The organism is Escherichia sp. TC-EC600-tetX4 (genome assembly GCF_019356055.1).
Taxonomy (GTDB): Bacteria; Pseudomonadota; Gammaproteobacteria; order Enterobacterales; family Enterobacteriaceae.
In genome coordinates this window covers 23,487-44,558 of record NZ_CP079924.1, presented here as the reverse complement: position 1 = coordinate 44,558, position 21,072 = coordinate 23,487, and the positions used below count along the sequence as shown (strand labels likewise).

General features: G+C 52.4%; 22 protein-coding genes. 5 read left to right on the top strand and 17 right to left on the bottom strand.

Translation table 11 applies throughout. From position 1 onward, the window contains the following. Positions 1 to 3 precede the first annotated feature (3 nt). A complete protein-coding gene (gene nlpA, locus KXD89_RS00220; protein WP_000779426.1) occupies positions 4 to 822 on the bottom strand; it encodes a lipoprotein NlpA in 819 nt (272 codons plus the stop codon). A 221-nt stretch (positions 823 to 1,043) separates the two neighbouring features. Between nlpA and yicS the strand changes: the two genes are divergently transcribed. Beyond that, positions 1,044 to 1,337 (top strand): protein YicS, encoded by a 294-nt coding sequence (gene yicS, locus KXD89_RS00215; protein ID WP_000805509.1) that lies wholly within the window; start codon positions 1,044 to 1,046, stop codon positions 1,335 to 1,337. 40 nt (positions 1,338 to 1,377) lie between these two features. Here the strand turns inward: yicS and nepI are convergent, their stop codons facing one another. The 3 genes from nepI to adeQ all read right to left on the bottom strand — a co-directional run bounded on the left by nepI (position 1,378) and on the right by adeQ (position 4,618). Next, positions 1,378 to 2,568 (bottom strand): purine ribonucleoside efflux pump NepI, encoded by a 1,191-nt coding sequence (gene nepI, locus KXD89_RS00210; RefSeq protein WP_001288549.1) that lies wholly within the window; start codon positions 2,566 to 2,568, stop codon positions 1,378 to 1,380. A 210-nt stretch (positions 2,569 to 2,778) separates the two neighbouring features. Next, the gene (locus KXD89_RS00205) at positions 2,779 to 3,231 is read right to left on the bottom strand and encodes a DUF1198 domain-containing protein (protein ID WP_001295241.1); all 453 of its coding nucleotides are present in this window, start codon (positions 3,229 to 3,231) and stop codon (positions 2,779 to 2,781) included. A 52-nt stretch (positions 3,232 to 3,283) separates the two neighbouring features. Continuing rightward, on the bottom strand, positions 3,284 to 4,618 hold the full coding sequence (adeQ, locus tag KXD89_RS00200) for an adenine permease AdeQ (RefSeq protein ID WP_001403836.1): 1,335 nt from the start codon (positions 4,616 to 4,618) through the stop codon (positions 3,284 to 3,286). A 174-nt stretch (positions 4,619 to 4,792) separates the two neighbouring features. On the opposite strand from adeQ, the gene adeD reads away from it, so the two are divergent. Beyond that, positions 4,793 to 6,559, top strand: coding sequence for an adenine deaminase (adeD, locus tag KXD89_RS00195; protein ID WP_001065718.1), 1,767 nt, complete (start codon positions 4,793 to 4,795; stop codon positions 6,557 to 6,559). Positions 6,560 to 6,604: 45 nt separating this feature from the next. Here adeD and uhpT read toward each other — a convergent pair whose 3' ends face one another. The 7 genes from uhpT to ivbL all read right to left on the bottom strand — a co-directional run bounded on the left by uhpT (position 6,605) and on the right by ivbL (position 13,817). Beyond that, positions 6,605 to 7,996 (bottom strand): hexose-6-phosphate:phosphate antiporter, encoded by a 1,392-nt coding sequence (gene uhpT / locus KXD89_RS00190; RefSeq protein ID WP_000879194.1) that lies wholly within the window; start codon positions 7,994 to 7,996, stop codon positions 6,605 to 6,607. Positions 7,997 to 8,133: 137 nt separating this feature from the next. Beyond that, a complete protein-coding gene (gene uhpC, locus KXD89_RS00185) occupies positions 8,134 to 9,453 on the bottom strand; it encodes an MFS transporter family glucose-6-phosphate receptor UhpC (RefSeq protein WP_000936566.1) in 1,320 nt (439 codons plus the stop codon). 9 nt (positions 9,454 to 9,462) lie between these two features. Further along, positions 9,463 to 10,965, bottom strand: coding sequence for a signal transduction histidine-protein kinase/phosphatase UhpB (uhpB, locus tag KXD89_RS00180; protein WP_001295243.1), 1,503 nt, complete (start codon positions 10,963 to 10,965; stop codon positions 9,463 to 9,465). Further along, entirely contained in the window at positions 10,965 to 11,555 is a 591-nt protein-coding gene (gene uhpA / locus KXD89_RS00175; protein WP_000633668.1) for a transcriptional regulator UhpA, read from the bottom strand. Before uhpA ends, uhpB begins: the two co-directional genes overlap by 1 nt. A gap of 75 nt (positions 11,556 to 11,630) precedes the next feature. Beyond that, a complete protein-coding gene (gene ilvN, locus KXD89_RS00170) occupies positions 11,631 to 11,921 on the bottom strand; it encodes an acetolactate synthase small subunit (protein ID WP_001181706.1) in 291 nt (96 codons plus the stop codon). Between the two features lie 3 nt (positions 11,922 to 11,924). Further along, positions 11,925 to 13,613: an acetolactate synthase large subunit gene (ilvB, locus tag KXD89_RS00165; RefSeq protein WP_000168475.1), complete on the bottom strand. Its 1,689-nt coding sequence runs from the start codon at positions 13,611 to 13,613 to the stop codon at positions 11,925 to 11,927. Between the two features lie 105 nt (positions 13,614 to 13,718). Continuing rightward, positions 13,719 to 13,817: an ilvB operon leader peptide IvbL gene (gene ivbL / locus KXD89_RS00160; RefSeq protein WP_001300753.1), complete on the bottom strand. Its 99-nt coding sequence runs from the start codon at positions 13,815 to 13,817 to the stop codon at positions 13,719 to 13,721. A 564-nt stretch (positions 13,818 to 14,381) separates the two neighbouring features. On the opposite strand from ivbL, the gene tisB reads away from it, so the two are divergent. After that, positions 14,382 to 14,471 carry a type I toxin-antitoxin system toxin TisB gene (tisB, locus tag KXD89_RS00155; RefSeq protein WP_001054909.1) on the top strand — a complete coding sequence of 30 codons (90 nt, stop codon included), beginning with the start codon at positions 14,382 to 14,384 and terminating at the stop codon, positions 14,469 to 14,471. Positions 14,472 to 14,594: 123 nt separating this feature from the next. On the opposite strand, the gene ysdE is transcribed toward tisB, so the two are convergent. Next, positions 14,595 to 14,669: a protein YsdE gene (gene ysdE / locus KXD89_RS00150; protein ID WP_211180519.1), complete on the bottom strand. Its 75-nt coding sequence runs from the start codon at positions 14,667 to 14,669 to the stop codon at positions 14,595 to 14,597. An 81-nt stretch (positions 14,670 to 14,750) separates the two neighbouring features. Between ysdE and emrD the strand changes: the two genes are divergently transcribed. Further along, entirely contained in the window at positions 14,751 to 15,935 is a 1,185-nt protein-coding gene (emrD, locus tag KXD89_RS00145; protein WP_000828746.1) for a multidrug efflux MFS transporter EmrD, read from the top strand. Positions 15,936 to 15,942: 7 nt separating this feature from the next. Here the strand turns inward: emrD and KXD89_RS00140 are convergent, their stop codons facing one another. From KXD89_RS00140 to KXD89_RS00130, 3 genes are read right to left on the bottom strand one after another with little or no spacing between them, the layout of a single operon-like run. Next, entirely contained in the window at positions 15,943 to 16,440 is a 498-nt protein-coding gene (locus KXD89_RS00140) for a radical SAM protein (protein WP_000148061.1), read from the bottom strand. Further along, complete coding sequence (locus KXD89_RS00135; RefSeq protein WP_001113432.1) at positions 16,437 to 16,799, bottom strand: DUF202 domain-containing protein; 363 nt, start codon at positions 16,797 to 16,799, stop codon at positions 16,437 to 16,439. The genes KXD89_RS00140 and KXD89_RS00135 overlap by 4 nt, the downstream gene beginning before the upstream one ends. Then, positions 16,789 to 17,136, bottom strand: coding sequence for a YidH family protein (locus KXD89_RS00130; RefSeq protein ID WP_000703959.1), 348 nt, complete (start codon positions 17,134 to 17,136; stop codon positions 16,789 to 16,791). The genes KXD89_RS00135 and KXD89_RS00130 overlap by 11 nt, the downstream gene beginning before the upstream one ends. Positions 17,137 to 17,243: 107 nt before the next feature. On the opposite strand from KXD89_RS00130, the gene yidI reads away from it, so the two are divergent. Beyond that, positions 17,244 to 17,693, top strand: coding sequence for a protein YidI (gene yidI / locus KXD89_RS00125; protein WP_000511289.1), 450 nt, complete (start codon positions 17,244 to 17,246; stop codon positions 17,691 to 17,693). A 46-nt stretch (positions 17,694 to 17,739) separates the two neighbouring features. On the opposite strand, the gene KXD89_RS00120 is transcribed toward yidI, so the two are convergent. Further along, positions 17,740 to 19,233, bottom strand: a complete 1,494-nt coding sequence (locus KXD89_RS00120) for a sulfatase-like hydrolase/transferase (protein WP_000828527.1) — start codon at positions 19,231 to 19,233, stop codon at positions 17,740 to 17,742. Continuing rightward, a complete protein-coding gene (locus tag KXD89_RS00115; RefSeq protein ID WP_001087145.1) occupies positions 19,230 to 20,945 on the bottom strand; it encodes a solute:sodium symporter family transporter in 1,716 nt (571 codons plus the stop codon). Before KXD89_RS00115 ends, KXD89_RS00120 begins: the two co-directional genes overlap by 4 nt. Between the last annotated feature and the right edge of the window lie 127 nt (positions 20,946 to 21,072).

Genomic DNA, 21,072 nt, shown 5'->3' with positions numbered 1-21,072 from the left:
GAATTACCAGCCAGGCACCGCGCCACCGTTAAAAATGGTTTCTGCCGCTTTAGCGACTTCGGGTGATTGATAAGATTGCAGAAATTCCTTCACGTTTTCTGCATTCTTATTATCTTCCCGTGCCACCAAAATATTCACATACGGCGAATTCTTATCTTCAATAAATACGCTGTCGTGCACCGGAGAAAGCCCGGTCTGCTGAATGTAAGTGGTGCTGATAATCGCTACATCAACTTTGGGATCATCCAGTACGCGCGGGAGCTGCGCCCCCTCGAGTTCCATAATCTGCAAATGACGAGGATTATCGGTTATATCCAGCGCGGTAGGTAATAACCCTTTTCCCTCTTTCAGAGTAATTAGCTTCTCTTTTTGCAACAGTAAAAGTGCGCGACCAAGGTTGGTCGGGTCGTTGGGGATCGCCACTGTCGCGCCTTCTTTTATTTGCGCCACGGTTTTGATTTTTTTGGAATAACCCGCCATAGGGAAGACAAACGTATTTCCCACCGCTACCAGTTTATAACCATGCGCCTGATTATCTTGTTCAAGAAAGGGTCGATGCTGGAAGACATTCGCATCAAGTTCGCCATGATTTGTCGCATCGTTCGGTAGCAACGAACCGCTAAATCCTACCAGTTCAACATCGAGGCCATATTTCTCTTTTGCCACCTTTTTAGCGACTTCCGCGACATCTTGTTCTGCGCCATTTATAACGCCAACTTTAATGTGTTTTGCATCGCTGCTACTCTGGTCGCAACCTGCCAGCAGAATTCCGGCCAGCAATAATGCGGCCCCTGTCCGTAGATGATGTGTTGTCAGTTTCATTTTTTTATCCTTTTATTAATGATTACCTGACTATAGCGGTAAGGTCGCTGCGGTTTAAAAAACGAAACGCTATCGATAAGAATAAAAAGGAATAAAAGTGGAATATAAAGTCTGGCACTTCTTACTGACCACGCAAGCGCGTTTCGTACAGCATGATGAGAGCGATGAAAGCAAACTACACTTATGCTTCATTCGATACACATTTGTAAAAGGTTGAATCCATGAAACCAACGACACTACTGCTTATTTTCACTTTTTTCGCTATGCCAGGCATCGTATACGCCGAGTCGCCTTTTAGCTCACTGCAGTCCGCAAAAGAGAAAACCACGGTATTACAAGATTTACGTAAAATTTGCACGCCACAGGCGTCATTATCAGATGAAGCGTGGGAAAAGTTAATGTTGTCAGATGAAAACAATAAACAACATATACGCGAGGCCATCGTGGCGATGGAACGTAATAATCAGAGCAATTATTGGGAAGCGTTGGGTAAGGTAGAATGCCCGGATATGTAAGAACAGCAACAACTACTGACCAACGCTTCTTTACCTGATATCAGGATTTCTTCATTTTCACCTTTGCAGTAACCAACAATGCAGTCAGCAACATCAATGTGCCGGACAACATCAACGGCGAAGTCAGACCAATATTATCCAGCGCATAACCGCCGATTGCCGCGCCACAGGTATTAGCAAGCTGAATAACCGCCACCTGAATAGACCCGGCTTTTTCTGCCTGATCGGCCAGCGAGCGGGTGATCCACGTTGACCAGCCGACGGGAACCAATGCAAAAGTTAGCCCCCAGATAATCGCCACGCCGGTAGCAACGATTTTATCGCTTCCCCACAACGTCAGTACCAACGCACTCACAGCCAGTATTAACGGCGCGCCTGCTAAGGCCAGTTTTACCGAACGTTTAAGAATGAACGACGAAAGCGACGTACCAATAAAGCTGGCGATACCAAAACTCAACAGCACCAGCGTTAAGCCATCCACGCCGAATCCCGCCAGGTTCATATACACCGGGCGAATATACGTGAAGAAAGCAAACTGCCCGGCGAAAGACATGAAGATGGCGATCATCCCTGCCATCACACCCGGACGTTGTAATAAGCGGAAAGTATTTTGTTTCTGATGCGAGGGTTCGCCTGGCAGTGAAGGCAATGATTTGATAATCCAGAAAATACACAGCACGCCCATCACCGCCGCCGCATTAAAGACATTGCGCCAACCGATAAGCTCGCCTAAAAAACTGCCCAACGGCGCGGCAATCACCAGCGCAATAGAAACCGCGCCGAAGATCACCGACAGCGCCTTCGGCACCGTACGCGGCGGCACCAGACGCATGGTCAGCGACGCCGACATCGCCCAGAACCCGCCCAGCGCCAGCCCCAGACAGGCACGACCGATTAAAAGCAAACTGAATGAGTTAGCAAAGGAAACCAGCAAGCAGGAGAGCGTCAGCAAAACGGCAAACAAAATAACAACGTAGCGGCGGTCAGTAGCCTGAATTGTCTGGGTAATAAACAAACTGGCAAACATTGCCACAAAGGCGGTCACGGTCACCGATTGCCCGGCAACCCCTTCCGAAATGCCTAAATCCTGGGCCATTGGCGTCAACAAACTGACGGGCAAAAACTCAACGATAATCAGACAGGCGACACAAAACGCCACCGAGAAAACGGCTGACCAGTTCGGTCGGGTGATGGCATCCGCGCCGCGGTTTTCGGCAATAAATTCACTCATGGTGTTACCCGTGGCATGTTTCAGGGGAAAAGCCGACCACTTTAACATTGAAATGTGTGACGCATTTAACGTTTTTGCAACTTTTACGGTGTTGCTTGAGCTGGAGTTAAGATCGAAACGGAACAGGGCAAAGATTACCGGATGCGGCGTGAACGTCTTATCCACCCGACAGGTCAGGCGCGGTCTGTAGGCTGATAAGACGAAACGGTTTCAATGCAACCAGTGAACGCCCTCGGCAGGCTGAAAGAACGCGTTATAGCGCATCTGAAAAGCATTAATATCCTGCATTTCAGGTTCGGTTTCGCGCAGAAAACCTAGCGCCAGCCTGACCTGAGCGTCGGTAATCGGCGCGGCGAGGCGAGCTTTTTGTAAAATCCGATGCCATTGCAGCAGGTTCTGTTCGCTACCATCGACAATGACAATTTGCCAGATGAGCAACACCTGCGCGGCGTTTTGCAGGTGCGACTCATCCGGACGATGCAAATAACGTAAAAATTCGTCACCAGCTGACTTTCCCATTTGATCGACCATCGACTCCACGGGTACGACATCGATGTTCAGCCGATCGCTGAGACGGCGAATCGCTTTTCTGGCCCCGGATGTCAGCACCCGAAAACCAACCACAAACACTACCGCCAGCGTGGCGAGCATTATCCAGATCATGAGTTCTCCTGCGTAATCAGAACTCATGATATCTGGAAACCCTCGCCAGTTACTAATCCACCAGAATAATCTTCAGTGCAAACAGAGCTGCGACCACCACCACACACAGGTTCAGATCGCGCCAGCGCCCGGTGCATACTTTCATGATGCAGTACGACATAAAGCCGAGTGCAATCCCTTCGGTGATCGAGAAAGTAAAGGGCATCATCACCGTGGTAATAAACGCAGGCACCGATTCGGTAAAATCATCCCAGTTAACGCGCGCCAGGCTCGAAGTCATCAGCACGCCAACAAAGATTAACGCTCCGGCGGTTGCGTAAGGAGGAACTATCGCCACCAGCGGTGAGAAGAACATAACCAACAGGAACATAACGCCAACCACAACCGCAGTCAGCCCCGTGCGGCCACCGACTGCCACACCAGAAGTACTTTCAATATAGGCAGTAACAGACGAGGTGCCGATAAACGCACCCGCCACCGAACTGACGCTATCAACATACAGCGCCTTATTCATATTGGGGAATTTACCGTTACCATCTATTAAGCCCGCTTTATCAGTTACACCAATTAATGTTCCTGATGAATCAAATAGGTTGATCAGCATAAAGGAGAAAATGATACCGGCGAGTTCAAGTGTTAACGCGCCGCTCAAATCTACTTCACCAATGACGCCGCTAATATCAGGCGGAATGGAATAGACGCCGCTAAAATGAACATCACCGAAAAATAATCCACAGCAAGACGTCACCACAATAGAAACCAGCACCGCGGCATGAAAATGACGTGATGACAACACGGTTATAATAAAAAACCCTAAAATACCTAACAACACGCCGTGAGAACTTAAATCGCCAATCATCACCAGCGTGTCTTTATTGGCGACAATAACGCCAGTATTTTTTAATCCCATTAAGGCGATAAATAATCCAATTCCGCTGGTGATACCAATACGTAAACTTAAGGGAATGTTGGAGATCATCCAGTACCGGATACGAAACAGCGTGAGCAAAAATAGTCCAACTGCGCCCCAGAATATTGCGCCCATCCCGGTCTGCCAGGAGATGCCCATCGCCCCCACGACCACGAAGGCAAAGAAGGCGTTCAGCCCCATTGCCGGAGCCAGCGCCACGGGTAAGTTAGCAAATATCCCCATCGCAATACTGCCGATACCGGCAATCAAACAGGTGGTAACAAACACCACTTTCGGGTCCATTTGTGCCGCGCCGAGGATTTGCGGGTTCACAAAAACGATGTACACCATGGTTAAAAAAGTGGTCATCCCCGCAATCAATTCTGTGCGGACGGTGGTCCCATGCTGAGGTAGTTTAAATAATCGCGAAAGCGTCCCTGATTCATTACTCACGTAATCGGTATTGTCATTATTCATTTTTTTGTCCATTGGAGGAGATTTAATCCCTTGCTTTTGTAAAACAAATGACAACAACGGTTCAGTGATAATTATCACATTTCAATTGCACATTAATGGATATTCTTTAATAATCTCGCGACGTTTCTTTATGATAAATAATAATCAAATTGATAAAATCAAAATGAGAAAAATATGAATAATTCTATTAACCATAAATTTCATCACATTAGCCGGGCTGAATACCAGGAATTGTTAGCCGTTTCCCGTGGCGACGCTGTTGCCGATTATATTATTGATAATGTCTCTATTCTCGACCTGATCAATGGCGGAGAAATTTCCGGCCCAATTGTGATTAAAGGACGTTACATTGCCGGTGTTGGCGCAGAATACACTGATGCTCCGGCTTTGCAGCGGATTGATGCTCGCGGCGCAACGGCGGTGCCAGGGTTTATTGATGCTCACCTGCATATTGAATCCAGCATGATGACGCCGGTCACTTTTGAAACCGCTACCCTGCCGCGCGGCCTGACGACCGTTATTTGCGACCCTCATGAAATCGTCAACGTGATGGGCGAAGCCGGATTCGCCTGGTTTGCCCGCTGTGCCGAACAGGCAAGGCAAAACCAGTACTTACAGGTCAGCTCTTGCGTACCCGCCCTGGAAGGCTGCGATGTTAACGGTGCCAGTTTTACCCTTGAACAGATGCTCGCCTGGCGGGACCATCCGCAGGTTACCGGCCTTGCAGAAATGATGGACTACCCTGGCGTAATTAGCGGGCAGAATGCGCTGCTCGATAAACTGGATGCATTTCGCCACCTGACGCTGGACGGTCACTGCCCGGGTTTGGGTGGTAAAGAACTTAACGCCTATATTACTGCGGGTATTGAAAACTGCCACGAAAGTTATCAGCTGGAAGAAGGACGCCGGAAATTACAACTCGGCATGTCGTTGATGATCCGCGAAGGGTCCGCTGCCCGCAATCTCAACGCGCTGGCACCGTTGATCAACGAATTTAACAGCCCGCAATGCATGCTCTGTACCGATGACCGTAACCCGTGGGAGATCGCCCATGAAGGACACATCGATGCCTTAATTCGCCGCCTGATCGAACAACACAATGTGCCGCTGCATGTGGCATATCGCGTCGCCAGCTGGTCGACGGCGCGCCACTTTGGTCTGAATCACCTCGGCTTACTGGCACCCGGCAAGCAGGCCGATATCGTCCTGTTGAGCGATGCGCGTAAGGTCACGGTGCAGCAGGTACTGGTGAAAGGCGAGCCGATTGATGCGCAAACCTTACAGGCGGAAGAGTCGGCGAGACTGGCACAATCCGCTCCGCCATATGGCAACACCATTGCCCGCCAGCCAGTTTCCGCCAGCGACTTTGCCCTGCAATTTACGCCCGGAAAACGCTATCGGGTCATTGACGTCATCCATAACGAATTGATTACGCACTCCCACTCCAGCGTCTACAGCGAAAATGGTTTTGATCGCGATGATGTGAGCTTTATTGCCGTACTTGAGCGTTACGGGCAACGGCTGGCTCCGGCTTGTGGTTTGCTTGGCGGCTTTGGACTGAATGAAGGTGCGCTGGCTGCGACGGTCAGCCATGACAGCCATAATATTGTGGTGATCGGTCGCAGTGCCGAAGAGATGGCGCTGGCGGTCAATCAGGTGATTCAGGATGGCGGCGGGCTGTGCGTGGTACGTAACGGCCAGGTACAAAGTCATCTGCCGTTACCCATTGCCGGGCTGATGAGCACCGACACGGCGCAGTCGCTGGCGGAACAAATTGACGCCTTGAAAGCCGCCGCCCGTGAATGCGGTCCGTTACCCGATGAGCCGTTTATTCAGATGGCGTTTCTTTCTCTGCCAGTGATCCCCGCGCTAAAACTAACCAGTCAGGGGCTATTTGATGGCGAGAAGTTTGCCTTCACTACGCTGGAAGTCACGGAATAATAAAAAAAGCCCGGCGTCATGCCGGGCAAAAGTCACCAGTTACGTTTATGCCACTGTCAACTGCTGAATTTTTTTCTCGCGGCGGATTTTGCGTTCTTCCATTACCGCCACTATCGCCATCAGGCAGATACAACCAATCGCGGCGATATCCAGCGCGGCGAAGGTGCCTGCCCAGCCGGTAAGGCCGAATACCGGCGTCCCATCGGCAATCATTCCCAGACCTAACTTGGCAAAGCTGTCACCAATCAGGTAAGCAAAGGTGCCTTTAATACCATCGGCAGCGCCAATCGCTTTTTTAGGTACAAAGCCAACAGCAGCCACACCAATCAACAATTGCGGGCCAAAGACCAGGAAACCCAACGCAAAGAGAGAAGCCAGATAGATATATTCGTTACTGGCATGTTGATACACACCGAGCGTGGCGATAATCAGCGCCAGCGCGATGCAGGCCACCAGGCCACGGCGACCGTTCGCCAGGTCAGAGAGCCAGCCCCACAGCAGCGTACCGACCAGCGCACCAGCTTCAAACAGCGTAAAGCCCTGAATCGCCACCGCTTTAGAGAGTTTCAGTTCCTGGAACGCGTATACGGTTGACCACTGGTCGATACCAATACGTACCACATAGAGGAAAATGTTGGCGAAGCACAGCAGCCAGATCACTTTGTTTTTCAGCACATACTCAACAAAGATCTGCCACTTGGTCATATCGGTAGATTCTGTCTCTTTGTCCTCTTCGCTGATCTCCTCGCCGAACAGTTCTTCAGCTTTGCCGAGGCCATAAGATTCCGGGGAGTCGCTGCCGTAACGCAGGCCGATAAAACCGACAATCAGCGCGATAATCGACGGGAAGATAAACATGCCGATGACATGGCCATCGAACAGGTAATTTGCCCCGAACAGCGCCACACCTGCTGCGCCTGCACCGCCAAGGTTGTGAGAAATATTCCAGAAACCGAGGAATGTCCCGCGTTTACGACGCGGCGTCCATTTGGTGATGGTGGAGTAACTGCACGAACCGCCGGTACTCTGGAAAAAGCCGCTTAAGGCGTAGAAGGCAATCATCAGGAACAGGCTAACCGAGCCGCTGCCCATACTGGCACTGAAGCCCAGCATACAAATAGCAGAGAGGATCAGCATGAACGGCAGGAATTGTTTGGTGTTTTTGCCGTCGGCGTAGTAGGAAACCAGCGTTTTACCCACGCCATAAGTGATGGAGAAACCCAGGCCGATCATCCCCAGCTGCGTCATGCTCAACCCGTAGGTCGAAATCATATCGTTCTGCGCGATGTTAAAGTTCTTGCGAATCAGGTACATCGTCAGGTAGCCGATAAAGACCACCAGGTAGGATTGCATGAACGGTTTGAACCACATTTTGCGCCGCACTTCGAGCGGAAGGTCCAGGGTCGGCTTGCGAACCTGGTTTAAGAAAGCCAGCATGGGTTACTCCTGAAATGAATACCTGCGTGAGGCATGCATTGTAAAAATCAGCAGCAAATCAGGCCTGAGATAGCGTCCAGGCAAAACCTGGAAAATTTCTTAGTTTTGCCGGATATGAAGTGAAAAGGTGAGATGCATCACGCTTCGCGCGGTGTCTGGGCGTTCAAAAAGGGCAGTAACAGCAGTGCGGAAATCCCGGCGGCGATAGAGATAACCACAAAAAATCCGCTCCAGTGCCAGGTATCGAGTACTTTCGCCAGCGGCCAACCAGCAAGCGACGCCCCCAGATAAGCAAACAAGCCGACAAACCCCGTCGCCGCCCCTGCCGCCTCTTTGTGGGAACACTCTGCCGCCGCCATACCGATTAACATCTGTGGGCCAAAGACAAAAAAACCAATGGTGAAGAAGCAGGTTGCCTGCATCACGTAGCTGGCAAATGGCATCAGCCACAGGGAGCCGACTGAAAGCAAAATTCCGGCGGCGAAAATCAAATTCATCGGCCCTCGGTTGCCGTTAAACAATTTGTCCGAGCCCCAACCGGCTACCAGCGCACCGATAAATCCGCCCAGTTCAAACATCGTCACTGCCGTATTCGCCGTGACCAGATCGACGCCCAGTGTCTCGGACATATACAAATTGCCCCAGTCGTTGATCGCCGCCCGGACCACATAGACCAGCACATAGCAAAACGAAAGCAGCCAGATATACGGATTCAGCAACACATATTTGGTGAGGATCTCTTTACGCGTCAACCCTGCCCCTTCTTGTTGTTGAGCAATTTCCAGCGCGTCGTGTCGCCATTCACCGACCGCCGGTAAACCTAACGCCTGCGGGCGATCGCGTAGCCGCCAGCAGAGAAAAATCCCCACGACTATCGCCATACAACCAGCAATCATCATCCCGGCACGCCAGCCGTAATGCAGCGCAGCCGCTGCCATCACAATGGGAATGAGTGCGCCGCCGACGTTATGCGCCGTGTTCCATAATGCCCACCAACCGCCGCGCTCGGTACGTGAATACCAGGCCGTTAACAGACGCGCACACACCGGTGAACCCCAGCCCTGGAAAAAGGCGTTCAGCACCCAGAGCACGGCAAACGCCCATAGCGACGTCGAGAAGCCAAACAGAATGTTGATAATGCCCGTGGCGATAAGCCCTATCCCCATAAAATAACGGGCATTTGAGCGATCGCTGACAATGCCGGAGACAAACTTCGACACGCCATAGGTAATGTAAAACAGGGTCGCTAACAGGCCGATATCGCTACGGCTGAGCACGCCGTTAGCAAGGATTTCTGGTACGGCGGCGTTAAAACTTTTCCGCGTGAAGTAAAACAGCGCGTAACCCAGCCAGATGGTCAGCAGAATATGCCGACGCCAGTAGCGATAGCGGGCATCAATTTCATATTTATCAGTCATTAATGGCGCATCGGCAGGCGCTTTCAGAAACGGCAACATCATCAAACCTTAGACATAGCGTTGAGGTAGAGAAACGCTGACACGCGTGCCGTGCAGACAGGAAATGTGTAATGTGCCACCCAGCGCCGTTACGCGCTCGCGCATTCCGGTGAGGCCAAAACCTTGTTGCCCGGAACCCGGCGGCAAACCGCTGCCATCGTCTTCAATAACCAGCATCAACCGTTCATCCTGCTGCCAGCCTTGCAGGGTGACCGCGCTGGCATCAGCATGTTTCACAATGTTGTTCAGCCCTTCCTGGCAGACACGAAACAGCGTCACGCGCTGGTTTTCGCTTAACGCTGATTCATCGATTCGCCATTCGAGATGGCTGACAATACCGCGCCCTTCCAGCTCCATTTCCCGCATCAGTGAGCGGATGGCCTGCTCCAGGGTGAGATCATCCAACTGGCGCGGACGTAACCGACCCAACAAACGGCGCACCGCGTCGTAAACGCCCAGCGATAGTTGTTCGATGAGCTGCCCGCTCTGCTTCACGCTGGCGTTATCTGCCGCCAGCCGCTGAACAATGCCCGCCTGAGTACGAATAGCAGTGATGGTCTGACCGATATCATCATGCAGCTCACGCGCCACATCACGGCGCACGCTCTCTTCGGTTTCCAGCAACCGTTCAGCCAGATGCTGATTGCGCGCCAGTTCCTTTTGCAGCGACTGGTTAAGTTCACGCAACCGCTGGATGCCAGCGCCAAGCAACAACCCTGTCAGACTTTGCACCAGCAGCGAGAGCAATAAATCCACCGGATGATCGCGCCAGGTTTGACTGGCGATCAGCGCGATGGCGTTCATCAACGTCGCAATCAGCGCCCCTTGCCAACCATAGTGCCAGGCCAGCGCGATAATCGGCAGCGCCAGACAGAATGGCGTAAAGCGCGACAGTTCGTCCGGCAATCCCAACTGGAGCCAGAGACTGATAACAAACAGCAGCAAGTACCAGACCAGATGTCGCCCGCGCCAGTTGATTGGCTGAGAAACCAGTGACGGACCGAGCGGCAGCCAGGTGTTATTGGCGAGATAGTGCCAGAACACCAGACATATCGGGGCCAGCGTCAGGCCGCCAGTTAAAGTCAGCAACAGCGCATTCCACGACTCTTTGCCGTGCCAAAGCCAGGGCAGCGACTGCAACAACGCCGCCGCCGTTAACGCCGCCCCCTGTAACAGCAAGGTGCGCCAGTCACGCTGATGGCGATAGCGCGAGATCAGCGCTACGGGCAGTAACGTCAGTAAACTACCGATCATCAATAACGGAAAATGGGTTAAACCGACCGCCTGCGTTAGCCAGTAAATCAGCAGCCACTCCGCGCCCAGCAATACGGGCCAGTATCCGCGCGGGCATTGCAGCATTAGCCCCAGACGCAGACCAAACGGAAATAACAGCACCGCCATATCAGGGCGCTCAACCAGATGCAGGCTGATACTCCACAGGCAAAACCATGCGGCAGAGAAGATAAAAAAGCAGGCAATAACGGTAATTAAGCGGGAGAACAACGTCTTCATCACCAGCCATCAAACATGCGGCGCGCCAGCTCTACGTCGTTACTGACGCCCAGTTTTTCCATCAGATTGGCGCGATGGACGTGTACCGTTTTCGGTGACAAGCCCAGTTCGGCGGCAATCTCTTTCACCGCCATTCCTTGCGCCAGTTTTTCCGCCACCTGGCGTTCACGTTTGGTTAGCGGGTCCTGACGACCGGATGCCAGTTTAATGGCAATATCCGGCGTCAGATAACAGCCGCCCGTGGCAACCGTATGCACCGCAGCAATGAGTTCATCCGGGCTACAGCGTTTGGAAAGAAAGCCGCGTGCCCCCGCGTTAAGCGCCTGCTCAACCAGCGCAGGACTGTCGTGAACGGAGAGCATAATCGTCGCCATACCTTTCGGCAGCTGGCTTAGCAGCTCCAGACCGGAGATATCGGGCATGGAGATATCGCAAATACACACCTGCACACCGCGCCCCGGCAGCCCCGCCAGCGCCTCGCGCCCCGAACCAAACTCGGCAACTACCTGCAAATCAGGTTCCAGCCCCAGCAGCTGCGCAAAGCCGGAGCGGACGATGAGGTGATCGTCTATAAGGGCAACGGTGATCATGGTCTTGTCCTGGCGGGTAAAAAAAATACGCGCTTACCTTAACGATAAGCGCGATGTTGTTCAAGCCTTGAGCGGTTACTGAAAAAACACCGCGATCTTGTTAAACATCGTCGGATCGGACTGATTACGCTGCACTTTCACGACATCTTCCAGCTTATCGATTTGGCTTATCATCTGCTCCAGACGCTGGTCGTCATTGACCAGTAGCCAGATATGGCTTTTGTCGCTGTCCTGAATCGGCAGACAAAGAATGCCTTCAACGTTAAAAGCGCGGCGGGCAAAAAGGCCACAAACGTGGGTCATTACGCCCGGATGGTTGCGAACGGTGAGCTCCAGAATTACGTTGTCATGAGTTGTGTTTTGCATGGCTTATTCCCCCACCATTTCAGTATTCGCCGCACCTGGCGGCACCATCGGGTAAACTTTTTCTTCGGCATCAATGCGCACATGGATCAGCGCCGGGCCAGGGCGATTGATGATTTCCTGCAATGAAGCCTGCGGATCGGCTTCGTTATTCAAATCACAGGTTTCGAGGCCGAATCCGGCGGCAATCTGCATAAAGTTGATTTTGCCCGGATAGGTGGCGGCAAAAACGCCTTGCTCGTAGAACAGACTCTGTTGCTGATGCACCAGCCCCAGCGCTTCGTTGTTCATCAGAATGATTTTGACATCCAGCTGATTTTCACTGGCGGTCGCCATCTCCTGAATATTCATCATCAGGCTGCCGTCGCCGGAGAAACACAACACTTTGCGATCCGGGTTCGCCAGCGCAGCGCCAATCGCCGCAGGCAGGCCAAAACCCATCGTGCCCAGCCCACCGGAGGTCAGCCACTGGCGTGGGCGATTGAGCGGATAAGCTTGCGCGGTCCACATCTGATGCTGACCAACGTCGGTGGTGATAATTGCATTGTCATCGACACAGGCGGCAACGGCGTTGATCAGGCCGTAATGGCTTAACGGATCGCACGCTTTCGGGATTGGACACGGAAACTCACGCTGCAAATCCGCTACCAACTGGTGCCACTCTGCACGCGGTTGCGCTTCCACCAGCGGGATCAACTGCGCCAGCACGTCATCAACATCCGCCTGAATCGCCACGTGCGGCTGCTTGATTTTACCCAGCTCTGCACGGTCGATATCGACATGAATGATTTTGGCATTCGGACAGAACTGCTCGGTTTTGCCAATCGCCCGGTCATCAAAACGCGCACCGAGCACTATCAACAAATCCGCCTCCTGCAAAATATAGTTGGTGCTGCGCACGCCGTGCATCCCCAGCATACCCAGCGACAACGGATGCGCTTTTGGCAACATGCCCAGCGCCATTAAAGTCATGGTGGTAGGCAGTTGCGCTTTCTCCGCCAGTTCACGCACCCGTGCGGGCGCATTGATCACACCGCCGCCCAGATAAAGCACCGGGCGTTTGGCAGCGTTAATCATCGCCGCTGCGTCACGAATGCTTTCTTCGCTAAAGGCGGGGGCGGCGGCTTTTTCTGCCATAGCGGGCTGTGTTTCAATCTCAAAAACTGCCGTTTGCACATCCTTAGGAATGTCTATCCACACCGGGCCTGGGCGGCCTGATTGCGCAATGCGGAAGGCATCGCTCATGACCTGCGGGAGTTCTTCGATATGTCTGACCAGATAGTTGTGTTTGGTGATGGGGATAGAGATGCCGTAGGTGTCCACTTCCTGGAAGGCGTCGGTGCCGATCATCGAGGCGGGAACCTGACCAGTGATGCAAATCAGCGGGATGGAGTCCAGCCGCGCATCGGCAATGGCGGTCACCAGGTTAGTCGCACCCGGTCCGCTACAGGCCATACAGACCGCCGGTTTACCGTCGGTGCGCGCCATTCCCTGAGCGATAAAGCCCGCGCCCTGTTCATGACGGGCCAGAATATGGCGGATTTGCGTGCTTTGGCTTAAGGCATCGTAAACAGGCAGGATAGAACCGCCCGGAATGCCTGTCACAATCTTAATGCCCTGCTGTTCCAGGAAATGAACGATAAATTCTGCGCCGGTAAAGCGCTTACGCGTCGATGTTGTGCCCGAACTTGCCATGCTCCAGTCCTTTTCTTCTGGGCCGACTTTCCGGGAGGTGCTTAAACGAAAAACCCCGCCCGGTTTGCGCCGGCGGGGTTTTGGAATCGTGTGTTGTTCCAGTCCCTACGGCGCATTGCCGACGACCACCACCACACGCACGACGACCACTGCGGCGGATGGCGCAGTTGGTAGTAGTTTTGCGTTGAGCATGGAAGTAGTCATTGGGGACCTTGTTGGTTTTGTGTTTAACAATATTTATACAAGCACAGCTTTACAGGGGAGACAATGGAAAATTTTTCAGCAAGGGAAAATTGAGGGGTTGATCACGTTTTGTACTGAATTGCAGATAACAAAAAACCCCGCCGGAGCGAGGTTTCGTCAGTCGCCTGCGGCTGGTAACCGCAAAGCACACTGTATTATGTCAACACTGAAAGTATACGTGTTCCGCGCAGAACGCGCAATTTCGGCACGAATTTTGACGTATTTAGTGCATAGTTGAGTATCGATCACAGTTTGCGTTTTGTCCAAATATTACTGTTTATTTATACAGTAAACTTCTATAATATCACTGTACGCAATGTGTTATGCGGGGGCCGCATCGTTACCCGGCGCACTAAGTCCTGGCTGAAACGGGTGGTGCCGTCAGCGCCTTAACCCCGCGTGAGCACACTGTGTTATGTCAACAAGCACAACGTTTCTCCTTGAGATACCGCGTGCACAACAGCTGGCAACAGGCAGCGGAAAGGTACGTCAGCTGGCAGTGCTCCTGAACCACAGGAGACGCGTATGAACCTGGTGGATATCGCCATTCTTATCCTCAAACTCATTGTTGCAGCACTGCAACTGCTTGATGCTGTTCTGAAATACCTGAAGTAATTCAGATTCAAGTCGCACCAAAGGGGAGCGGGAAACCGCTCCCCTTTTATATTTAGCGTGCGGGTTGGTGTCGGATGCGATGCTGACGCATCTTATCCGCCCTACCATCTCTCCCGGCAACATTTATTGCCGCTTTTGTTTACATATTCTGCCGCTAAACAATTCCCCATTCCTGGCGTATATCTGGCTAACATTCATCAATGTGATAGATTCCTCTCCCGCATTTATGGGAATGCGTAGTGACTTATTCTAATTATTTTTATAAAAGCATCCGTGATAATGAAAAGGCAAAGAAACGTCAATTTGTTATTGATGTTGGTATTACTCGTGGCCGTCGGTCAGATGGCGCAAACCATTTATATTCCAGCTATTGCCGATATGGCGCGCGATCTCAACGTCCGTGAAGGGGCGGTGCAGAGCGTAATGGGCGCTTATCTGCTGACTTACGGTGTCTCACAGCTGTTTTATGGCCCGATTTCCGACCGCGTGGGCCGCCGACCGGTGATCCTCGTCGGAATGTCCATTTTTATGCTGGCAACGCTGGTCGCGGTCACGACCTCCAGTTTGACGGTGTTGATTGCCGCCAGCGCGATGCAGGGGATGGGCACCGGCGTTGGCGGCGTAATGGCGCGTACTTTACCGCGAGATTTATATGAACGGACACAGTTGCGCCATGCTAACAGCCTGTTAAACATGGGGATTCTCGTCAGTCCGTTGCTCGCACCGCTAATCGGCGGTCTGCTGGATACGATGTGGAACTGGCGCGCCTGTTATCTCTTTTTGTTGGTTCTTTGTGCTGGTGTGACCTTCAGTATGGCCCGCTGGATGCCGGAAACGCGTCCGGTCGATGCACCGCGCACGCGCCTGCTTACCAGTTATAAAACGCTTTTCGGTAACAGCGGTTTTAACTGTTATTTGCTGATGCTGATTGGCGGTCTGGCCGGGATTGCCGCCTTTGAAGCCTGCTCCGGCGTGCTGATGGGCGCGGTGTTAGGGCTGAGCAGTATGACGGTCAGTATTTTGTTTATTCTGCCGATTCCGGCAGCGTTTTTTGGCGCATGGTTTGCCGGACGTCCCAATAAACGCTTCTCCACGTTAATGTGGCAGTCGGTTATCTGCTGCCTGCTGGCTGGCTTGCTGATGTGGATCCCCGACTGGTTTGGCGTGATGAATGTCTGGACGCTGCTCGTTCCCGCCGCGCTGTTCTTTTTCGGTGCCGGGATGCTGTTTCCGCTGGCGACCAGCGGCGCGATGGAGCCGTTCCCCTTCCTGGCGGGCACGGCTGGCGCGCTGGTCGGCGGTCTGCAAAACATTGGTTCCGGCGTGCTGGCGTCGCTCTCTGCGATGTTGCCGCAAACCGGTCAGGGCAGCCTGGGGTTGTTGATGACCTTAATGGGATTGTTGATCGTGCTGTGCTGGCTGCCGCTGGCGACGCGGATGTCGCATCAGGGGCAGCCCGTTTAAGCGCACGTCACCGCAGCATCGTCATCAGCTCCATGGGAGAACGATGCTGCTTTATCAGATCACGCATCACCCGCATATGCGGTGCGGAGTAAGAATAAAACGCCTGATAGCCCGCACAAAGCACGCTGTCTGGCGTCTCCTGCCGAGCGTGCGGGCACAGGCGATGCCAGTCGCACGCCTGGCAGTCACAGCGCGGTTGCGGGTTTTCGCTGCCACACCATTTTTGTAAGGTGGCGTCAAAAAGCTCAATCGAGATACGACTGATATCTGCCCGCACCCAACACTCGAACAGGGCAATTAAAAATTTCCCCCACAGCTCTGCTGTCACCGAAGCGGCCGTCAGATCGCCCCGGTCATCAAATTCAAGATAGGGAATGAGCTGTACGGAGCGGATGCCCCGCTGTTTGAAATTGTGATAAAAATCGGCAGGTTGCAGAGCATCCTTGTACTCTACAACCAGTTTATGCCTGTCCTCTTCAGCATCAATGACCTGACTTCCTGTCATGCGACTCTCTCAATAAATACGATAAGTTGATGTATATGCGTTACAGCAAACAGTATTGCGAGAGATAACACCGCGAGGGAGATCAAAAATTTGTCACGGACTACGTGAAATTGGGAAAAATCGCTATTCGTGACATCCATTAAATTGCGATTACGGGTGTAGTGCCAGAGGATCAGCGCCACGATGGCGAGAATGCCAATCGAAATCCAGAATAACATGCCCGCCTGGTGCCAGTTGTGTTTGATAGCCAACGCCATCAACGCGCCGTAGCCCAGCATGGTACGAAACCACGCCAGTGATGTGCGCTCCGGCTGCAGTCCTGGGTCGGCAATGCGTCTGGCTTTGCGGCTATCCGGCATACAACACCAGTCCCATAACGATCACCGCCACGACCATCAATATTAAGCTAATGATTAATAAGCTGTTGGTGTAGGGCAGGTCCTCTTTCAGACGCATCGCTTTTTCATTGCGTAACCAGCGCAAGTAGCCATACATCGCTAACCCGCCGGAAAACAGACACAACAACAACGCCAGCAGTTCGCGAATGACGGGCGTGGCGAAATCTGGCGCAAGTTGATCAAGCCCAACCCCCGCCGCCAGAAATCCTAGTGCAGTACGGATCCACGCCAGAAAAGTACGCTCATTAGCCAGCGAGAAGCGGTAATCAGGCGCTTCTCCGAGGCGGGAAATTTTCATTGTTGCTCCTTTGCAATTTCACTAACGCTCTACCTTTAGCGGTTTTTTTAAGAATTTCGTCCGCCCGTTTCCTGATATGCTTTTGCCATCCGCTACAAGGAGGTCAGATGGGTATCATAGCTCAAAATAAAATCAGTTCATTGGGCATGCTGTTCGGTGCCATCGCTTTAATGATGGGGATTATCCACTTTTCATTCGGCCCTTTCTCCGCACCACCGCCAACGTTTGAAAGCATCGTGGCGGACAAAACGGCTGAAATTAAAAGAGGTCTTCTCGCCGGAATAAAAGGCGAAAAAATTACCACCGTGGAGAAAAAAGAGGACGTAGATGTCGATAAAATCCTCAATCAAAGCGGTATCGCACTGGCCATTGCTGCGCTACTTTGCGCATTTATTGGCGGTATGCGTAAGGAAAATCGCTGGGGCATTCGCGGCGCGCTGGTTTTTGGCGGCGGGACGCTGGCTTTCCATACCTTGCTTTTTGGTATCGGCATCGTGTGCAGCATTTTGCTGATATTCCTTATCTTTTCCTTCCTGACCGGCGGTTCACTGGTTTAAGCAGCCTGAATAATGCCCGCCGGGTGATCATCAGCGGGCATTATCGTCAGAACTTCTGTTTTTTCTCCTCCACCTTCACCCCTTGTGTCGGTAGGCCGGTGTCATAGTCGCGTACAACTGGCGAATAGCCATCTTGTGGACGTGGACGAAACGCCCCCATCCAGCGCGGCCGTGCATCTTTACGCCACGGACGCAGACTCCATTGGTAACTGCGGAACGGATCGCGAATTTTGTCCATGTAATCCAATAAGGCGTCATGCATTTTGCTGCGAACGTCTGCAAAACGGATATCATCGATCAGGTTATGCATTTCATTTGGGTCATTACGGCGATCGTAAAGTTCATCACTGGTGAAGAGGTTGAGTACCAGTTTAAAGTCATCCGTCACCCAGCAACGCACCGGAATAAAACCGCCAAAGCTGTCATGCTCAATCTCGTAGCGGTTAAATTCCACCATCACGCCGCGTGGCTCTTTCACGGCAAGGATATTTTCCCCCGGCAGAATCTCTGGTTTTTCAATATCTGCCAGCGCCATCATTGTCGGCAGTAAATCGATATGACTGACTGGCGTATCGACCTGTCGCCGCTCCCCTTGCGGCGAACGGATGATCAGCGGAATGCGGGTGATGTCGTCATACATCGCCGCCCCTTTACTGATCAGCTTATGTGCGCCCATCATTTCGCCGTGATCGGAGGTATAAATAACCCACGTATTTTCACGTTGCTCTGGCGTTAAGGCATTGATGACCCGTCCGATTTGGTCATCAACAAAGTCATTACAGGCAAAATAGAGCGGATGGTGATAAAGCCCGTCATCACCGACTGGCGATGGCATCGCCTGCGCCCATAAGCGGTGATGTTCCGGTTTGTTAGCCAGGTCATCCTGTGCTTTCTCGCCCAGCTCGTAGTAAAAATCAGCGTATTTCTCTAAATACTCCACCGGACAGGTGAACGGGTGATGCGGCTCATCATACGAAACCACCATCAGGAAAGGCTCGTCTGCGCGCGCAGGCTGTTGCAGAAAATCCACCGCCCGATTGCTGATACGATGCGCCCAGGTGAAGGTTTCGTCGATATGGTTCGCCTGTAAATCTTCGACGCTGTTTAGGCCATTGCGCCACAGGCTAATCTCTTTTTCCGTCAGTTCGCTAAGATAGTTCGCCCCATCGAACCAGTAATCAGCGTCCCACTCCGGCGGACACTCGCCAGTGCCGAAATAGTCATGACCGTCGAGATGCCATTTGCCGATGTAACAGGTGTGATAGCCGGCATCCTTAAAGTAGCGCCCCATAGTGGAGATGTTTTTGCCTGGCGCGACGTTGTTGGTCCACGGGCCGGACTGGTTAGCGTAGATACCGGTAAATAGTCCGGCCCGTGCAGGCGTACAAACCGGTGAACAGGTGTAGGCGGAATTAAAGCGAATACCTTCCGCCGCCAGACTATCAATATTTTGCGTATTCAGCGGTTTACCGCTATAGCAACCGACCATATTGGTGGCCTGGGTATCGGTCATGACGAACAGAAAATTGGGGCGTTTCATAGGCTATCCTTCCCGTCGGGAGTAAAGGTTACGGCTGGGTCGTGACGATGCCGCCAGCTGTCAAAAATCAGGTAGACAATCACTACGGCGGCAATGAAATAACTGATCATCGCTAACCAGCGCGTACCGTAGCCGCCGAATTCAGCCAGCCCGGCATAGACGCCAATCATCGCGAACAGGATGCCAATTGACGCGATCTTGACGTTTTTCCACGGTTTCATGTCCACCGCAAACGCATCTTTGAAGGTGAACGGCGTGGCGCGCGGTTTGATAAAACCGATCACCAGCATCACGACCACGTTGATGCAGAACGTACAGGCCAGCACATAGAGGAAATGGAAGTCGAACTTCACCAGATAGTTGATGGTGATGTAGCTGATTATGCCAATCCCCATCGCTACTTTTGCCGCCAGCGCCGGGATGCGCGGGAAGAAAAAGCCCATAATGATGATGGTAACCAGCGGCACGTTGTAAATGCCGTTGAGCTGTTTCATCCAGCTATACAGCCCCTGCGGCGCGTTGGCGATCCACGGCGCGACCAGCACCGAAACGATAGCGATAAAGAAACCAAATTTGCGCCCGACGGTGACCAGCTGCTGCGGCTCGGCATTCTGGTTAATGATGCGACGGTAAATACCCATACTGAATAACGTACTGGCGCTATTCAGAAAGCCGTTGAAGGTACTGATCACCGCACCAAATAACACCGCGCCGAAGAAACCCACCATTGGCACTGGCAGAACGTTATTGACCAGCGTCGGGTAGGCCATGTCGGCTTTCGGTAAATCCTGATACAGATGAAACGCAATCAACCCTGGCAGCACCAGTACCAGCGGGTCGAGCATTTTCAGCACCGCCGTTAACAGCGCCCCCTTTTGCCCTTCCGCCAGGCTTTTTGACGCCAGCGTGCGTTGCACGATGCCCTGATTTGTACACCAGTAAAAGGTGTTCACCAGAATCAAACCGGTAAATGCCGCGCCAATCGGCAAGGGATCGGTCGGGCCACCGATTGAGTTTAATTTCTCGGCGTGAACGGTGGTGAGTTGCTCAATGCCCTGCATAAAGCTGCCCTTGCCCATCGCGATTAGGCCAAATACCGGCACCATCAACCCGCCGATAACCAGCCCAATACCGTTGATGGAGTCCGCCACTGCCATTGCGCGCAGTCCGCCGATCACCGCATACAAAATTCCCGCCAGACCAAGCAAAATTACCAGTAGCCAGATAGCCGCACCGTGAGAAATCTGTAGCGATTCCCCGACGTGAAACAGGCTGTTGAGCGCCAACGCGCCGGAGTAGAGAACAATCGGCAGAAAGCAGACGCCGGTGGCAATTAGGAAGCAGAAGTCGATGATAATACGCGTCGTTTTATCATAACGTTCCTCCAGAAAATCGGGGATGGTGGCAATGCCGCGCTTCAGATAGCGCGGTAAAAAGATTAGCGCGAGGAAGATCAGCGTCACCGCTGAAGTCACTTCCCAGCCCATCACCGACATGCCGCTTTTGTAGGCCTGCCCGGAAAGGCCGACCAGTTGTTCCGTGGAAAGGTTGGTTAGCATTAACGAAGCGGCAATAACCGGCGCTTTTAGTGAACGTCCGGCAAGAAAATAGCCTTGTTGCGATCCGGTATCTGTTTTGCGGACCTTCCACCAGGTGATCACCGCCACCAGCAGCGTAAAACCGACAAAACTCAAGATTTGTAACGAATTCATCTCATAGCCCTTATTTATGTTTATGTCCCGGACGCATGAATATAGGGAGAGGTAAAATGCGTCGGGTCAGGCAGTCAGATTCTTAAAATACAAACGTCGTATCCCTGAACGGATTGTTTTCTGTTAA

Bases quoted from the DNA above. Each gene is read 5' to 3' on its own strand.
- emrD (WP_000828746.1), top strand. From the start codon at position 14,751: ATGAAAAGGCAAAGAAACGTCAATTTGTTATTGATGTTGGTATTACTC.
- uhpC (WP_000936566.1), bottom strand. From the start codon at position 9,453: ATGTTGCCGTTTCTGAAAGCGCCTGCCGATGCGCCATTAATGACTGAT.
- KXD89_RS00205 (WP_001295241.1), bottom strand. From the start codon at position 3,231: ATGATCTGGATAATGCTCGCCACGCTGGCGGTAGTGTTTGTGGTTGGT.
- adeQ (WP_001403836.1), bottom strand. From the start codon at position 4,618: ATGAATAATGACAATACCGATTACGTGAGTAATGAATCAGGGACGCTT.
- nepI (WP_001288549.1), bottom strand. From the start codon at position 2,568: ATGAGTGAATTTATTGCCGAAAACCGCGGCGCGGATGCCATCACCCGA.
- uhpB (WP_001295243.1), bottom strand. From the start codon at position 10,965: ATGAAGACGTTGTTCTCCCGCTTAATTACCGTTATTGCCTGCTTTTTT.
- KXD89_RS00140 (WP_000148061.1), bottom strand. From the start codon at position 16,440: ATGACAGGAAGTCAGGTCATTGATGCTGAAGAGGACAGGCATAAACTG.
- adeD (WP_001065718.1), top strand. From the start codon at position 4,793: ATGAATAATTCTATTAACCATAAATTTCATCACATTAGCCGGGCTGAA.
- uhpA (WP_000633668.1), bottom strand. From the start codon at position 11,555: ATGATCACCGTTGCCCTTATAGACGATCACCTCATCGTCCGCTCCGGC.
- ilvN (WP_001181706.1), bottom strand. From the start codon at position 11,921: ATGCAAAACACAACTCATGACAACGTAATTCTGGAGCTCACCGTTCGC.
- yicS (WP_000805509.1), top strand. From the start codon at position 1,044: ATGAAACCAACGACACTACTGCTTATTTTCACTTTTTTCGCTATGCCA.
- KXD89_RS00115 (WP_001087145.1), bottom strand. From the start codon at position 20,945: ATGAATTCGTTACAAATCTTGAGTTTTGTCGGTTTTACGCTGCTGGTG.
- KXD89_RS00120 (WP_000828527.1), bottom strand. From the start codon at position 19,233: ATGAAACGCCCCAATTTTCTGTTCGTCATGACCGATACCCAGGCCACC.
- tisB (WP_001054909.1), top strand. From the start codon at position 14,382: ATGAACCTGGTGGATATCGCCATTCTTATCCTCAAACTCATTGTTGCA.
- KXD89_RS00130 (WP_000703959.1), bottom strand. From the start codon at position 17,136: ATGAAAATTTCCCGCCTCGGAGAAGCGCCTGATTACCGCTTCTCGCTG.
- yidI (WP_000511289.1), top strand. From the start codon at position 17,244: ATGGGTATCATAGCTCAAAATAAAATCAGTTCATTGGGCATGCTGTTC.
- KXD89_RS00135 (WP_001113432.1), bottom strand. From the start codon at position 16,799: ATGCCGGATAGCCGCAAAGCCAGACGCATTGCCGACCCAGGACTGCAG.
- ivbL (WP_001300753.1), bottom strand. From the start codon at position 13,817: ATGACTACTTCCATGCTCAACGCAAAACTACTACCAACTGCGCCATCC.
- nlpA (WP_000779426.1), bottom strand. From the start codon at position 822: ATGAAACTGACAACACATCATCTACGGACAGGGGCCGCATTATTGCTG.
- uhpT (WP_000879194.1), bottom strand. From the start codon at position 7,996: ATGCTGGCTTTCTTAAACCAGGTTCGCAAGCCGACCCTGGACCTTCCG.
- ilvB (WP_000168475.1), bottom strand. From the start codon at position 13,613: ATGGCAAGTTCGGGCACAACATCGACGCGTAAGCGCTTTACCGGCGCA.